The organism is Polaribacter sp. IC066 (assembly GCF_007997085.1).
Taxonomy (GTDB): Bacteria; Bacteroidota; Bacteroidia; order Flavobacteriales; family Flavobacteriaceae; genus Polaribacter.
Map to the genome: position 1 here is coordinate 1 of NZ_VORR01000073.1, position 13,836 is coordinate 13,836.

At 29.9% G+C, this 13,836-nt stretch carries 12 protein-coding genes; 10 read left to right on the plus strand and 2 right to left on the minus strand.

Going from position 1 to position 13,836, the window contains the following annotated elements; translation table 11 throughout:
- Positions 1 to 192: 192 nt before the first annotated feature.
- Complete coding sequence (locus ES044_RS16935) at positions 193 to 990, plus strand: MutS-related protein (RefSeq protein ID WP_223269259.1); 798 nt, start codon at positions 193 to 195, stop codon at positions 988 to 990.
- On the opposite strand, the gene ES044_RS16940 is transcribed toward ES044_RS16935, so the two are convergent.
- Positions 978 to 2,807 (minus strand): cation:proton antiporter, encoded by a 1,830-nt coding sequence (locus ES044_RS16940; protein WP_147120469.1) that lies wholly within the window; start codon positions 2,805 to 2,807, stop codon positions 978 to 980. The genes ES044_RS16935 and ES044_RS16940 overlap by 13 nt on opposite strands.
- Positions 2,808 to 3,296: 489 nt before the next feature.
- Between ES044_RS16940 and ES044_RS16945 the strand changes: the two genes are divergently transcribed.
- The 3 genes from ES044_RS16945 (at position 3,297) to ES044_RS16955 (ending at position 6,519) form a co-directional block, all read left to right on the plus strand.
- On the plus strand, positions 3,297 to 5,216 hold the full coding sequence (locus ES044_RS16945; RefSeq protein WP_147120470.1) for a cation:proton antiporter: 1,920 nt from the start codon (positions 3,297 to 3,299) through the stop codon (positions 5,214 to 5,216).
- 159 nt (positions 5,217 to 5,375) lie between these two features.
- The gene (locus ES044_RS16950; RefSeq protein WP_147120471.1) at positions 5,376 to 5,957 is read left to right on the plus strand and encodes a tRNA-(ms[2]io[6]A)-hydroxylase; all 582 of its coding nucleotides are present in this window, start codon (positions 5,376 to 5,378) and stop codon (positions 5,955 to 5,957) included.
- A 124-nt stretch (positions 5,958 to 6,081) separates the two neighbouring features.
- Positions 6,082 to 6,519, plus strand: coding sequence for a DUF4268 domain-containing protein (locus tag ES044_RS16955; RefSeq protein ID WP_147120472.1), 438 nt, complete (start codon positions 6,082 to 6,084; stop codon positions 6,517 to 6,519).
- Between the two features lie 209 nt (positions 6,520 to 6,728).
- On the opposite strand, the gene ES044_RS16960 is transcribed toward ES044_RS16955, so the two are convergent.
- Positions 6,729 to 7,067: a DUF4870 domain-containing protein gene (locus tag ES044_RS16960; protein WP_147120473.1), complete on the minus strand. Its 339-nt coding sequence runs from the start codon at positions 7,065 to 7,067 to the stop codon at positions 6,729 to 6,731.
- 254 nt (positions 7,068 to 7,321) lie between these two features.
- Here ES044_RS16960 and ES044_RS16965 point away from each other — a divergent pair, with 254 nt between their 5' ends.
- The 6 genes from ES044_RS16965 (at position 7,322) to ES044_RS16995 (ending at position 13,630) form a co-directional block, all read left to right on the plus strand.
- Positions 7,322 to 7,822 (plus strand): Dps family protein, encoded by a 501-nt coding sequence (locus tag ES044_RS16965; RefSeq protein ID WP_147120474.1) that lies wholly within the window; start codon positions 7,322 to 7,324, stop codon positions 7,820 to 7,822.
- A 238-nt stretch (positions 7,823 to 8,060) separates the two neighbouring features.
- Positions 8,061 to 8,924, plus strand: a complete 864-nt coding sequence (locus ES044_RS16970; RefSeq protein WP_147120475.1) for a mechanosensitive ion channel family protein — start codon at positions 8,061 to 8,063, stop codon at positions 8,922 to 8,924.
- 93 nt (positions 8,925 to 9,017) lie between these two features.
- Positions 9,018 to 10,406 carry a tRNA uridine-5-carboxymethylaminomethyl(34) synthesis GTPase MnmE gene (gene mnmE, locus ES044_RS16975; RefSeq protein ID WP_147120476.1) on the plus strand — a complete coding sequence of 463 codons (1,389 nt, stop codon included), beginning with the start codon at positions 9,018 to 9,020 and terminating at the stop codon, positions 10,404 to 10,406.
- Between the two features lie 170 nt (positions 10,407 to 10,576).
- Complete coding sequence (locus tag ES044_RS16980) at positions 10,577 to 10,711, plus strand: hypothetical protein (RefSeq protein WP_189663333.1); 135 nt, start codon at positions 10,577 to 10,579, stop codon at positions 10,709 to 10,711.
- A gap of 544 nt (positions 10,712 to 11,255) precedes the next feature.
- Positions 11,256 to 12,371, plus strand: a complete 1,116-nt coding sequence (locus ES044_RS16990) for a hypothetical protein (RefSeq protein WP_147187430.1) — start codon at positions 11,256 to 11,258, stop codon at positions 12,369 to 12,371.
- Between the two features lie 140 nt (positions 12,372 to 12,511).
- On the plus strand, positions 12,512 to 13,630 hold the full coding sequence (locus ES044_RS16995; protein ID WP_147187431.1) for a Fic family protein: 1,119 nt from the start codon (positions 12,512 to 12,514) through the stop codon (positions 13,628 to 13,630).
- Positions 13,631 to 13,836: the final 206 nt, after the last annotated feature.

The window sequence follows — 13,836 nt, forward strand, 5'->3', positions numbered from 1 at the left end:
ATTGCTTTAAACTTACTGAAAAATGAAAACTCTAAAAAACTATCTGTAAAAAGTAAAAGGCTTGAAGCTGGATGGAATGAAGACTATTTGCTCAAAATATTAAATATAAAAGTATGATTCTGCCCTGAGTGGGCATTTGCTATTTGGCTTTTTGTAGAACTTTTTAAAATACTATTCAATTTAGAATATTTAGTGTTTTATAGCTTTTTAGATGCCATTACAAAAGAAAAAAAGAGCATAGAGGATTTATTTATTTTTATTGGTAACATTGATGTTGCCATCTCTACCGCTTCTTTAAAATTTGGAAATCTAAAAATATGTACACCAACCTTTAATGACCATCATGAAATAAATGCCCAAAACATTCATCACCCGTTAATAGAAAATTGCATTTCTAATACCATACAGTTACTTGATAAAAGTATGCTATTAACAGGATCTAATATGTCTGGAAAAAGCACTTTTATAAGAACTATTGCCGTGAACAGTATTTTGGCACAAGCATTTAATTTTTGTTTTGCGAGCGCTTATAATGCCCCTTTTTACAAGGTGTATTCTTCTATTAGAATTACCGATGACTTACTAGACCATACAAGTTATTATTTACAAGAAGTTTTAAATATAAAAGAACTTATCGATGCTTCTAACGATGACAACCCTTGCTTATTTATTTTAGATGAACTATTTAAAGGTACAAATACTATTGAAAGAATTTCTGGCGGAAAAGCTATATTGTCTTATTTAAACAAAACACAACACACTGTTTTGGTTTCTACGCATGATATTGAACTTACAGAATTATTACGACAAGATCACTACGAATTATTTCATTTTAGCGAACAAATAGAAGATCATGAGCTCTTTTTTGATCATAAACTTAAAAAAGGAAGTCTAAAAACTAGAAATGCTTTAAAAATTTTAGAGCTCTATAAATATCCCTCTTCTATTATAACAGAAGCTAAAAAAGTAGAAAAAAATTACTTTTCTTGAAGCTCCATATCTTTACCTAAATACGATAAAACCAAATCTTTCTTTTCTAATGCTAGCTTCTCAAACTCTGCAATTAAATAAATACCCTTATCTTTTTCTATAAATAACGGAATTGACTTTTCTTCTTCTACCAATATAGAAACTATTCTTGTAAATTCTTCTTCAGATGTAATAGAGATTTCATTGATATTAGGGTTTTCTCTAAAAGCCTCGCTTAAATTGATAAAATCATCTTTTGGTGTAAAAAACCCTTTTCTTTGCTCTTTGCTTGCATTTTCAGATTCTATAGAAGAGGCTATTTTATACGCGCCGTGCTCACCAAAATCTTTAGAAAAACTTGCAATTGCATGGTTGTTTACGGCATCACTACCCGTAATGGCTATTAAATAACCCACATCATTTAACTCAATATTATCAGACAAGTTATCATCATAGATATTCACCGTAATCGCCTCTAATCCTTCTTCTAAAGCTTGTTCAATAAAATATTTATTAGAGTCAATTAATACAGTTCGTTTGCCTTTATCTCTTAAATATCCCGCAATTAATCTCGCCGGACTTGAGGCACCTACAATTAAAATTGCATCTGAACTCTTTAAGAACACCCCTACCATTTTTGCAAATAATCTTGCGGTGGTTGCATTTAATAAAACAGTTCCTAAAACAATCATAAAAACCAAAGGTGTAATATATTCTGCTCCTTCTACTCCTTCTTTTAATAGTTTACTTCCAAATAAAGACGCAATTCCGGCAGCTACAATTCCTCTTGGTCCTACCCAACTGATAAATAATTTTTCGTTTAGTTTTAATTTAGAATTCATTGTACTTGCAAAAACCGCTAATGGTCTTATTACAAAAACAACAATAGAAAACAAAATGGCTGTTTGCCAAGTATATAAAAGCATTAAATCTTTCATATTGATGTTTGCCGCCAATAAAATAAATAAAATTGAGATTAATAAGACACTTAAAGATTCTTTAAAATAAAGCAATTCTTTTAGGTTTTTTAATTTTCCGTTTCCTAAAACCATTCCCATTACTACCACCGCTAAAAGACCAGACTCATGAGCAAAAACATCTGATGCTACAAAAACCAGTAAAACAGTTGATAAAGAAACTACATTTAATAAATAGTGAGGTATTAATTTTTTATTTACAGCATATGCCAATGCATGCGCAAATGTAAAGCCAAAAGTAGTACCGAATAGCAAAATTTTACCAAACTCAATTAACGCTATTTTGGTAAAGCCGCCGCCGCCGCCTACGCTAATAAACTCAAAAACTAATACTGCAACCAGCGCTCCTATCGGATCAATTAAAATTCCTTCCCATTTTAGAACTGTAGAAACATCTCTTTTTAACGGAATATTTCTTAAAATTGGTGTGATTACCGTAGGCCCTGTAACAATAATTAAACCTGCAAAGAGAAAACAAAGATCCCAACCTAAACCAAAAGTATAATGCGCTACAATACCAGAACCAAAAAATGTGATGGCAGAGCCCAACGTAATTAGTTTTGTAATTACAGGACCAACATTTTTAATTTCATTTCGTTTTAATGTTAAACCACCTTCAAAAAGAATAATACTGATGGCCAAAGAAACAAAATAATACAAACTATCTCCAGGAAACAAACCTTTTTCACCATTCCAAATTGGCTCTATCCATTTAGAACCATCTTCACTTAAATAAGCAGCTGCAATGGGTCCTACTAGTAAACCGATTAAAATAAGAGGTAAAATTGCTGGTATTTTCAATTTCCAAGCAACCCATTGTGCTAATATTCCTAAAATAATAATCCCTGCTAATTCTACCATTTATTTTTTAAATCTTTTGAGCGAGTAAATTTAAGAATGTTTAAGCATCCTAAAAATTAAATCTATAGTTTTTTTCCCTTCTAAAATTTGTTTTCCTTACTGCTGTGGCAAAGTGTATTCTTTTTTCTAAAAAAAAGGATTGATGATACGGAATCAAAAATTCAAAGCTATAAGAACGTAAAACTCATTATATCTGCCAGTTTTTAAAAACATAGAAGTATTCTGGTTAAAAGCGCTTTATACGTTTAAACTTATAAACATGAAGCAATTACCGATAAAATAGATTTTAAAATTCCTGTTGTTGCATGGATAATTCTAATATCTTGTATTTGACAAAACTTCTTAAAATTACCGCTGTTCATAGATTTATTTTAAAAGAATTTTACACTAAACTTATTTTTAAAAAATTTACTTGTCTGTTTTTAAAAGCAGTTTAATTTGCATAATGCGGTTTAATGTATATCTTTAGCTTTACCAAAACAATCTTTAATGCCAATAAAATCGATACTAATTTTTTTAGTCGGATTCGTAATTGTTGCAATTGCAGCAAATCAAATTGCTAAAGTTTTTCAAAAAATAAAATTTCCATTAATTACAGGTTTAATTATTACAGGTATTATTGCTGGCTCTTCGGTTTTAAACTTTATTCCGATTAATGCGCTCGACGAACTTCATTTTTTAAATGAAATTGCGCTTGCAATTATAGCATTTTCTGCAGGATCTGAACTCTACTTAAATGATTTAAGAAGCAGAATAAAAAGTATTAAATGGATGACCATTGGTCAGTTACTTATAACTTTTATTGTTTCTTCTCTCGTCATTTATTTTGTTGCAGATTCAATTCCTTTTATGGCAAACTTGCCCAACAAAACAAAAATAGCCATCGCTATTTTATTCGGAACCATTTTTGTTGCACGCTCGCCATCATCTGCCATTGCCGTAATTAATGAAATGCGCGCAAATGGGCCTTTTACAAAAACCGTTATGGGTGTTACCGTTGTAAAAGACGTTTTGGTGATTATCCTTTTTGCTATTTGTTTCTCAATTTCTAAAGCATTTATTAATGACGATGAAATTGGGTTTTTATTTTTAGGAATCTTATTTTTAGAGTTAATTGCCTCTTTTGTAATTGGATACCTTCTTGGTAAATTATTACAACTCCCTTTTAATTATAAAATTCCGCATAGTTTAAAAGCTTTTTTAATTGTTATTATTGGTTACGGTGTATATATGTTCGCCTACTTTGTGAAGCTAGAAACGGCTATTTACTTGCATCATGAATTTGTTATAGAACCACTTTTAATTTGTATTATTGGTAGTTTTGTGCTTACTAATTATAGCAAACACAGAGTTGAGTTTTCTGAATTGTTAGAAGAAATTAGTCCTTTTATTTATATTATTTTCTTTACGTTAACGGGCGCTTCTTTATCCCTACAAGTTTTATATAGTGTATTTGGAATTGCCTTTGCGCTCTTTTTTTTACGATTATTCACCATGTTTTTTGGAGGTTTATTTGGCGTTTATGCCGCTAATGATAAAAAAGAATATCGTTTTATTGCTTGGATGCCTTATTTAACCCAAGCCGGAGTTGCCCTTGGTTTAGCAACCATTATTTCGAACGAGTTTCCTAGTTGGGGACATGAATTTGAAGCGATTGTAATTGCTATTATTGTTATTAATCAATTAGTAGGGCCGCCATTGTTTAAATGGGCTTTAAATTTTGTAAAAGAAAGTCATACTAAAGCTAGTTTGCAGCAGTTTGATGGCACCAGAGATGCCGTAATTTTTGGTGTAGAAAGTCAGTCTATTGCTTTGGCAAATCAATTAGAAAAGCAAAATTGGGAAACTCGATTAATTGGGTTTGATGATACTGATTTTAATAAGGAAACAAATTTTGAATATATTCATTTAGACGATATTTCTTTAAAGAGTATGCAATCGCTACAATTAGAAAAAACAGAAGGCATTGTATTAATGTTAAGTGATGAAAAAAATTACCAATTAGCAGAATTAATTTATGAGAACATCGGCACTAAAAATGTAGTTGTGCGCTTAAATAAACGAGAAAATTTTGATAAATTTCATAAACTAGGAGCCTTAATCATAGAACCAGCAACTGCCATGGTTAGTTTATTAGATCATTTTGTGCGCTCTCCTAATGCCACTTCGCTATTACTTGGTATGGATCAAGATCAAGATTCTATGGATATAGAAATTAGAAATGAAGATATTCACGGAATGCGTTTACGAGATTTACGTTTACCCTCTGATGTATTGGTTTTATCGGTAAGAAGAAAAGGACAATTATTAGTTTCTCATGGGTATACGCGTTTGCGTTTGGGAGATATTATGACGCTTGTAGGTTCTAAAAATAGTTTAGAAACTTTAAACTTTAAGTTTGACACCTAGTAAATGAACAAAAAAAGTAAGCTTAAACACGTACTAATTTTCAGTTTAAAGTATTGAAAATGCTAATAACCAAAAAAAATCATTTAATTCGGTAAAGTAAGTACGTCTTTTGACAAAAAAATAGGAATATGTTTTACTTTTGCACTCTAAACCATACCAATGTTAGGATTACAATTTGAAACCACTACTTCTTGGGCAGAAATAGCCAAAGTTAATTTACAGCAAATACTTACAGATCATGCTTTTTTAGAGCAAAAAGCAGCCTCTAACGCAGTTTCTATTATTATTAATTATTCTGAAGAAACTGAACTTGTTAAAGAAATGAGCAATATAGCTATTGAAGAAATGCAACATTTTAAAATGGTGCATTTATTAATGGTAAAACGCGGAATGGTTTTAGGCCGTGAGCAAAAGAACGATTATGCTATAAAATTGCAAAAATTCTTTGTTAAAACAGGAGATAGAACCGATGCTTTGGTGCAACGTTTATTGGTTGCTGCTTTAATAGAAGCAAGAAGTTGCGAACGTTTTAAAGTGTTTTCTGAAAATATGGAAGATGAAGAGTTGGCTAAATTTTATAAGAACCTAATGATTTCTGAAGCCAACCATTACACTGCTTTTTTAAAGTTTGCTAGAGAATATCAAGACAGAAAAATTGTTGATAAAAAATGGAATGCATTACTAGCTTTTGAGGCAGAAATGATGAAAGAACGCGGCAATTTGGCGAAAATTCACGGATAGAAAATAGTTTTTGGCTGTTGGCTGTTGGCTGTTGGCTGTTGGCTGTTGGCTGTTGGCTGTTGGCTGTTGGCTGTTGGCAAAAAATAAAAATTCTCTTACTACAAACCAGAAAATAATTTAATAAATGTTCTCTAAAGAAGAAGCTGCACACTTACGTAAACTATTTTGGACGAGTTTTGGGAAGTCTTTTCCTAGAAAGTGGCTGCTGTACAATACAAAAATAAAAGGTTTTGCCTTTAAATTTGTTGGCGATACCAAAAAAGCAATGGTTTGTTTAGATTTTGAACACCCAGAAGATATTGGCAACGAATTATTATTTGATCAATTACTTTCGTTAAAAAACATACTCGAAACAGCGTATTTGCCAGACGTTATTTTTAATGAAAATTACGAATTAGATTCTGGTAAAATCATTAGAAGAATTTATGTACCTTTTAAAGGGAAGTTTAGCATTCATAATAAAAGTACTTGGCGAGATTGCTTTGAATTTTACGTAGATAAAATGGCTCAGTTTGAACTTTTTTTTGAGGATTACGAAGATTTTATAAATCAAGCTATTTAACTTTTTATACAAAAGCCCGCGTTAAGGATTGAAGTGGAAATCCTTTTAAAGTCTGTTTAAGGGAAACGCTTTTTTGCGAGAACCTTAAACAGACTTTAAAAGATTGCAGCGTAAAGCCTGACCAAGTTTTTTTACTTGGTAACGCCCAACTTCTCTAGATACGATATAAAACTACTCAAAACACTAAAACTAGCAAGTAAAGGCGTTTTTTAGCGAATAAATTTTATCGAAAACGGGTATTTTGGTGCTTCATTATTACTGGCTTTAATAGCATTTATAATCGGGAAAATTAAATAGAAAATTGCAATTGCAATTAAACCTATAACCCCTAAACCGAGCAATAATATTAACGGAATACAAATTAGAATGTACACAAACATCGATATTCTGAAATTTATAATGGCTTTTCCGTGCAAATCCATTCCTACAATATCGTCTTTTTTGGTAAGCCATAAAATTAACGGCACAATAAAGCCGCCAATACCCGTTACAAAATCTAATAATTGACTTAAATGCGTTAGTACTAATAACTGTTTATCTTCTTTCATCTATAAATTGGTTTATTGGGTTGACTGCTTATGTGACGCCCACAAATTTAATTTGTTACAATGATACTTAAACAAAATTACATTTTAATGGGTAATGCGTACAAATGAATTTCTAAAATAAGAGGTTTATCTGTGAAGAATATTAAAAATTCCGTTTCGTTATATGAGTTAATATTTCGATTGTATGAGCCAATATAAACATGACTTTAACGTTAGTTTTGTGGTAAATAAATTACGAACTTAAACCTTTAAAGATGGATTATTTAAACATAGAAAATCAAAAAATATTACCCGTAGTAACCGAATTAAATGTTTTACTAGCAGATTACCATGTGTACTATCAAAAATTAAGGAATTTTCATTGGAATGTTTTAGGAAAAAACTTTTTCGATTTACATAATAAATTCGAGGAAATGTACAACGATACGCGGGTTAAAATTGATGAAGTAGCCGAGAGAATTATTACATTAAAATACCATCCTATTAGTAAATTATCTGATTACATCGAGGTATCAAAAATAAAAGAATCAAGTCCGTTACTATCTGATGAAGAAATGGTAAAAAAAATAATTGGAGATCATAAAATAATATTAGAGCAATTAAGCAAAGTAATTGATAGAGCGACCAAAGCATCTGATGAGGGAACAATCGATTTGATTGGGGCGTACATTAGAGGATTAGAAAAATCTACTTGGATGCTAAATGCATGGTCTAAAGACACGAAAGATGAACTGAATACCAGTTTTGTTAAATAATACCAATAAAAATAATTGTTTGAGAAACAAAACAAGATTGCATTGCTTTTAAAACGTAGCCTTGTTTGTGAGAACTAATTTAAAGCTGTAAACAAAAAGAGTGACTTTTTAAGTCTAAAATAAATTTTTAAAAAACAAGCTAACGTTTTAAAGACATCCAAATTACCGCTATTTTTAATCGGATACTACCAAGAGAAAAGAATAATAATAATTAACAATAAAACTAATAAAGTAAAATATGAATAAGATTATAGAAAAGTTAGAATTGTGGAAAGATGTGTTTTTACAAAATATTCCGAACCTCGCCATTGCAATGGTAGTTCTAGCTATTTCATATTTTGCATCCAGAGGTATTAGTTCTTTTGTAAATAAAACAATTGGAAGTAGAATTAGACAAAAATCAGTTAGAGATTTAGTTTCTAGATTTTCATCTGCCACTATATTTTTGGCAGGTTTATATATTGCAATGACCGTTATGAAGTTCGACGGAACTTTAAAAACAATTATATCTGCGGCAGGAGTATCTGGTATTGTTATTGGTTTAGCACTGCAAGGAACACTTTCTAACACAATTTCTGGTATCGTTTTATCTTTTAGAAAAAACTTAAATATTGGCAATTGGGTAGAATCAACGGGATATTCTGGGGAAGTAATAGATATTAATTTAAATTATTTTGTAATTAAAGAAGCAGACAATAATATGGTTGTAATTCCTAATAAAACGATTTTAGAGAGTCCGTTTAAAAATTATTCTTTAACCACAAAAATGAGAGTTGCTATTGAATGCGGTGTTGAATATGGTGTTGATTTAGAGAAAGTAGAAAAATTAACAAAAGATACAATTACCGAAAACTTTAATCAGAAAAAAATTGAAAAGGATGTTGAGTTCTATTACACCGAATTCGGAGATAGTTCAATTAATTTTTTGTGCAGGTTTTGGATTGACTCTGAAAATGCATTAGAAAAATTAAAAGCAAAAAGTAAAGCTATTATAGAAATAAAAAAAGTTTTTGATGCCGAAGGAATTAACATACCATTCCCTATGAGAACATTAGAATTTGCAGCTAATAATAGTCTAAATATTAAAAAAGAAGCCTGTTAAAATATATTTTAAAGGTTTTAATACAGTTCATAAATGCCCAACAAATTTTTGTTGGCATTTACTTTCTGATAAATCTTTATGTATTTTTGTAAAATGATTCAAAACGATACTATTATTGCGTTAGCGACTCCTTCTGGAGTTGGCGCAATTTCTGTTATACGGCTTTCAGGCGACAATGCTATTGCTATTGTTGATGCTTTTTTTAAGTCTGTAAAAAAAGAAAAATCATTAAAAAAACAGCAAACACATACCATTCATTTAGGGCATATTGTTGATAACGGAATTATTATAGATGAAGTTTTAACTTCTGTATTTAAAAATCCGCGTTCCTATACGGGAGAAAATGTAGTAGAAATTTCTTGCCATGGATCAAGTTTTATTCAGCAAGAAATAATTCAATTATTTTTAAGAAATGGTTGTAGAATGGCAGATAATGGCGAGTTTACCATGCGTGCTTTTTTAAATGGTAAAATGGATTTAAGTCAGGCAGAAGCCGTGGCCGATGTAATTGCGTCTAATTCTGCTGCGAGTCATCAAATGGCCATACAACAAATGCGTGGCGGCATTACCAATGAACTAAAAGAGTTACGTGCTCAATTATTAGATTTTGCAGCGTTAATAGAACTTGAACTCGATTTTTCTGGTGAAGATGTAGAGTTTGCAGACAGAACAAAATTTAAAGAATTAGTAGCTCAAATAACTTTTGTTTTAAAACGATTGATAGATTCTTTTTCTTTTGGAAATGCGATGAAAAACGGAATACCCGTTGCGATTATCGGTGAGCCTAATGTAGGGAAATCTACTTTATTAAATGCGCTGTTAAATGAAGAAAAAGCCATAGTTTCTGAAATTGCAGGTACTACTAGAGACGCGATAGAGGATGAAATCATTATTGATGGTGTTGCTTTTCGTTTTATTGATACTGCCGGAATTAGAGAAACAAAAGATATTATAGAGAGTATCGGTATTAAAAAAGCCTATGAAAAAGCCGATAATGCGCAATTGATTATTTTTTTAATAGACCCAAGGATAGCGCGAAAAGAAAAAAGAAAAGAAGAAATAGAGATTATTAAAAATCGTTTTCCTAATAAACGCTTATTAGTTGTTGCTAATAAAATTGATTTACTTTCGGTTGATGAAATTGCTACGCTACAATTAGAAATTGAAAATTTAATTACTTTATCAGCAAAAAATAAAACAGGTATTGAATCGCTTAAAAGCGAATTAACGTCTCTTGTAAATATTGGTGCTTTAAGTAATAATGAAACGATTGTTACCAATTCGCGTCATTTTGAAGCATTAAACAATGCTTTATATGCAATTACATCTGTAAAACAAGGCATCGATTTAGAAATATCTACGGACTTATTTTCGATTGATATTCGCGAATGCTTGCGTTATTTAGGCGCTATTACAGGAGATTATGATGTTGATAAAGATATTTTAGGGCATATTTTTAGTAATTTCTGTATTGGGAAGTAATAAAGGAAAACAAAGGAAGCTAAAAGAAACCAAAGTTCTTAAATTCAGCATTTTACAAATATTATCTTTGTTTTAATTTTCTTTTACTTTACTTTTACAGGAGGTTAATGGACTCATTAATCCACCTCAAAATAGAATTTTCAATAGAGGTGTAATTAAATACACCTTCTATGAAAATTACTTTAAAAAAGAAAAAACTAAACACAGGTAAGCATAGCCTTTTTATAGAATACTATAAAGGTACAATTATAGACAAAAATGGAAAGTCTAAACACAACCGAGAGTTTGAATATTTAAAAAATTAATTTAAACGGCTCAAAAATTTTTTAATAATTTTATTATTTTTAAAGTTATTATGGATGAATTACTTCTCATCACATCAATTTTAAAAAGAGAGTAAACAAAAAGACCTATTATCTTACCTCATTATCTTCTATTCTTTCTTCTCTAAGAGGCATTAATGTATGACCAAACATACTTAAAACTTGATTTACTTTATCTAGGTTTAAATTGGTTTTCTCCTAATCTATTTTACGTACAACAGTTAGCGCTACTCCTGCTATATCTGCAAACTCCACTTGGGTTAAATTAGCCAATTTTCTGCGCTCTTTAACAAATTCAGATAAACTCTTCAGTATATGTAATAAAATATAAATTTAATCAAAAAGAAACTTTTACATCCTAATGCATATAAAAAGACATATTTAACTTAAATTATATGTAAAAAGATATAAAATTAAAACTTCACAAATTATTAGTATTCCCAATTCAAAAAAACTAAAAATAATTTATAGAGAATAAAAATTATTAAATTGGGAAAAATTACTTTAAAAATTAATGCTAAACCCAATGGAAAACAAATCATTAACAAGAATAGAATTATATAATTTAGTTTGGACAAAACCAGTTACTCATATTGCAAAAGAATATGGCTTTTCAGACACAGCGATTCGTAAAATTTGTATAAAACATACTATACCATTGCCTAAATTAGGCTATTGGTCAAAACTAAAATTTAATAAAAAAGTTCAAAAAACAAAACTTCCCACACAAAGCGAAAACCCTACGATATCATTAGTTAAAAAGAGCTATACTCCTACTACCGAATTAAAACTCATAAAAGAGAAAATTCAAAATAGCTTTGGAAATAAACTTGAAGTACCTAAAAAATTAAATAAGCCTCACAAATGCATAACTGCTACAAAAGTTTATCACGATAAGCTTAGAATAAGAAATAAAAAAAATAATTGGAGTATGAAAATAGATACTTTAGATGTAATAAGTATTGATGTATCTGATAAACTTTTTGCTAGAGCCTTAAAATTCATGAATACTTTAATCTTTCTACTTGAAAAAAATGATTATCAGATTACAGCAAATCTTGAAACAAAAATTACAATTAGAGAACAACATTACAATATTAGGCTAATTGAAAAACATAAACGAGTAAAAAAAGAAACAACATATAGTTGGGATTCATTTGACCTAGAGCCTACAGGTAATTTATGCCTTAAATTAGATCATTCATATCCCATTAAAGAATGGTCTGATAGTAAAACAAAACCAATTGAGGAAAAACTAATAGATATTATTTCTTGGTTAGAATTAAAAGTTAAAAATGATGAACAACAAGCTATTGAAAGAGCTATTTGGAATAAACAACAAGAAGAAAAACGCAAGAAAGCAGAAGAATTACAAAGGTTAAAAGATGAAGAACTATCTAAATTTGAATCTCTTTTCCTTACAGCAACTAGATGGCATAAATCTCAATATATTAGGAATTATATTCAAGAATTTGAAGATTTTACTATCAAATCAAACAATTTAAATACTAAGGAAAAAGAATGGATAGATTGGGCTAAAGAAAAAGCTGATTGGTATGACCCTTTTATTGAAAAAACAATAGGCCTTTTAGAAGATATTAATAGAGATACTTTAAAAGAAAAAAGTCGCTATAGATACTAAATCACAGCTAAAAATATATTACTTTTTTCTGACTTGTATTTTAATACCTAATAATTTAAAATAAAATTTGGGCGATAAAAACAAAAATTATAGCCCAAATTATTATTATATTTGAGCTATAAAAATCATATTTATAGCTCATGGTATATAAAAATTGGAATTGGCTACACAAAGAATGGCCTAATTTTACTTATAACAAAGAGACTCTTGAACAATTAGAAATGCAATTTTCTAAAAACTCAGGACTTGTATTAGGTGCTATAAAACATATAGAAGGAGTTTCTAAAGATGACTTATTAGTAGAAATACTTAGTGAAGAAGCTATAAAAACTTCAGAAATTGAAGGAGAAATTTTGAATAGAGAAAGTGTGCAATCTTCCATTAAAAAAAATCTTGGTTTTGCTACGGACAAAAGAAAGATAGCACCTGCAGAACTTGGCATTTCTGAAATGATGGTTGATTTGTATCATAACTTCAATCAACCATTAAGTCATAATCTACTGTTTAATTGGCATAAATTGTTAACCAATGGTAGAAGAGATTTAGCAAATATTGGTGGCTATAGAACACACACAGATCCAATGCAAGTTGTTTCTGAAAGACTTGATAGACCCACTGTTCATTTTGAAGCTCCTCCATCGGACAAGGTACCTATTGAAATGGAACAATTTATTTTATGGTTCAATCAAGTTCATAATGCTAATAACACAAGTTTATTACCACTTGCAAAAGCTAGCATTACGCATTTATATTTTGTTTGTATTCACCCTTTTGAAGATGGAAATGGAAGAATTGCGAGAGCATTAGCTGAAAAATCTATTGCCATCAGTTCTAAACAACCTACATTAAGTTTATTATCGCATACGATAGAAGGTAATAGAAAAATGTATTACACATCACTTGAAACCAACAATACAACTTTAGAAATTACAAACTGGTTACAATACTTTAGCGAAACTATATTAAATGCTCAAGAAAACACTTTAAAACGTGTAGATTTTATTGTAGAAAAAGTAAAGTTTTTTGAGCGATATAAAACTCAATTAAACGAACGACAATATAAAGTGTTGTTAAGATTCTTTGAAGCTGGATATACTGGTTTTATAGGTGGATTAAGTGCAGAAAAATATACCAAAATTGCGAAAACATCTGCTTCTACTGCTACAAGAGATTTAAATGATATGGTAGAAAAAGGAGCTTTAACAAAAACAGGTACTTTAAAAAGCAGTCGTTATGAATTGAATATAAAAACCATTTAATTTTATATTTGTCTTCTTTTACTTGACTAAATCAAACAAAAGAAGATAAAACACTACACCATAACTCCACCTTAACTAACAGGGCAATCGCCTTTAAACTTTCATTAGCGATTCTCTGTAATTTAGGTTGTAGCTAGCTTTTAGTTTTTTTCTTTTTATGGATAATTTATTTGTCTTATCTCTTTCAAGTAAGGTTAATCCTGTTT

Bases quoted from the DNA above. Each gene is read 5' to 3' on its own strand.
- ES044_RS16940 (WP_147120469.1), bottom strand. From the start codon at position 2,807: ATGGTAGAATTAGCAGGGATTATTATTTTAGGAATATTAGCACAATGG.
- ES044_RS16945 (WP_147120470.1), top strand. From the start codon at position 3,297: ATGCCAATAAAATCGATACTAATTTTTTTAGTCGGATTCGTAATTGTT.
- ES044_RS16950 (WP_147120471.1), top strand. From the start codon at position 5,376: ATGTTAGGATTACAATTTGAAACCACTACTTCTTGGGCAGAAATAGCC.
- ES044_RS16955 (WP_147120472.1), top strand. From the start codon at position 6,082: ATGTTCTCTAAAGAAGAAGCTGCACACTTACGTAAACTATTTTGGACG.
- ES044_RS16960 (WP_147120473.1), bottom strand. From the start codon at position 7,067: ATGAAAGAAGATAAACAGTTATTAGTACTAACGCATTTAAGTCAATTA.
- ES044_RS16965 (WP_147120474.1), top strand. From the start codon at position 7,322: ATGGATTATTTAAACATAGAAAATCAAAAAATATTACCCGTAGTAACC.
- ES044_RS16970 (WP_147120475.1), top strand. From the start codon at position 8,061: ATGAATAAGATTATAGAAAAGTTAGAATTGTGGAAAGATGTGTTTTTA.
- mnmE (WP_147120476.1), top strand. From the start codon at position 9,018: ATGATTCAAAACGATACTATTATTGCGTTAGCGACTCCTTCTGGAGTT.
- ES044_RS16980 (WP_189663333.1), top strand. From the start codon at position 10,577: ATGAAAATTACTTTAAAAAAGAAAAAACTAAACACAGGTAAGCATAGC.
- ES044_RS16990 (WP_147187430.1), top strand. From the start codon at position 11,256: ATGGAAAACAAATCATTAACAAGAATAGAATTATATAATTTAGTTTGG.
- ES044_RS16995 (WP_147187431.1), top strand. From the start codon at position 12,512: ATGGTATATAAAAATTGGAATTGGCTACACAAAGAATGGCCTAATTTT.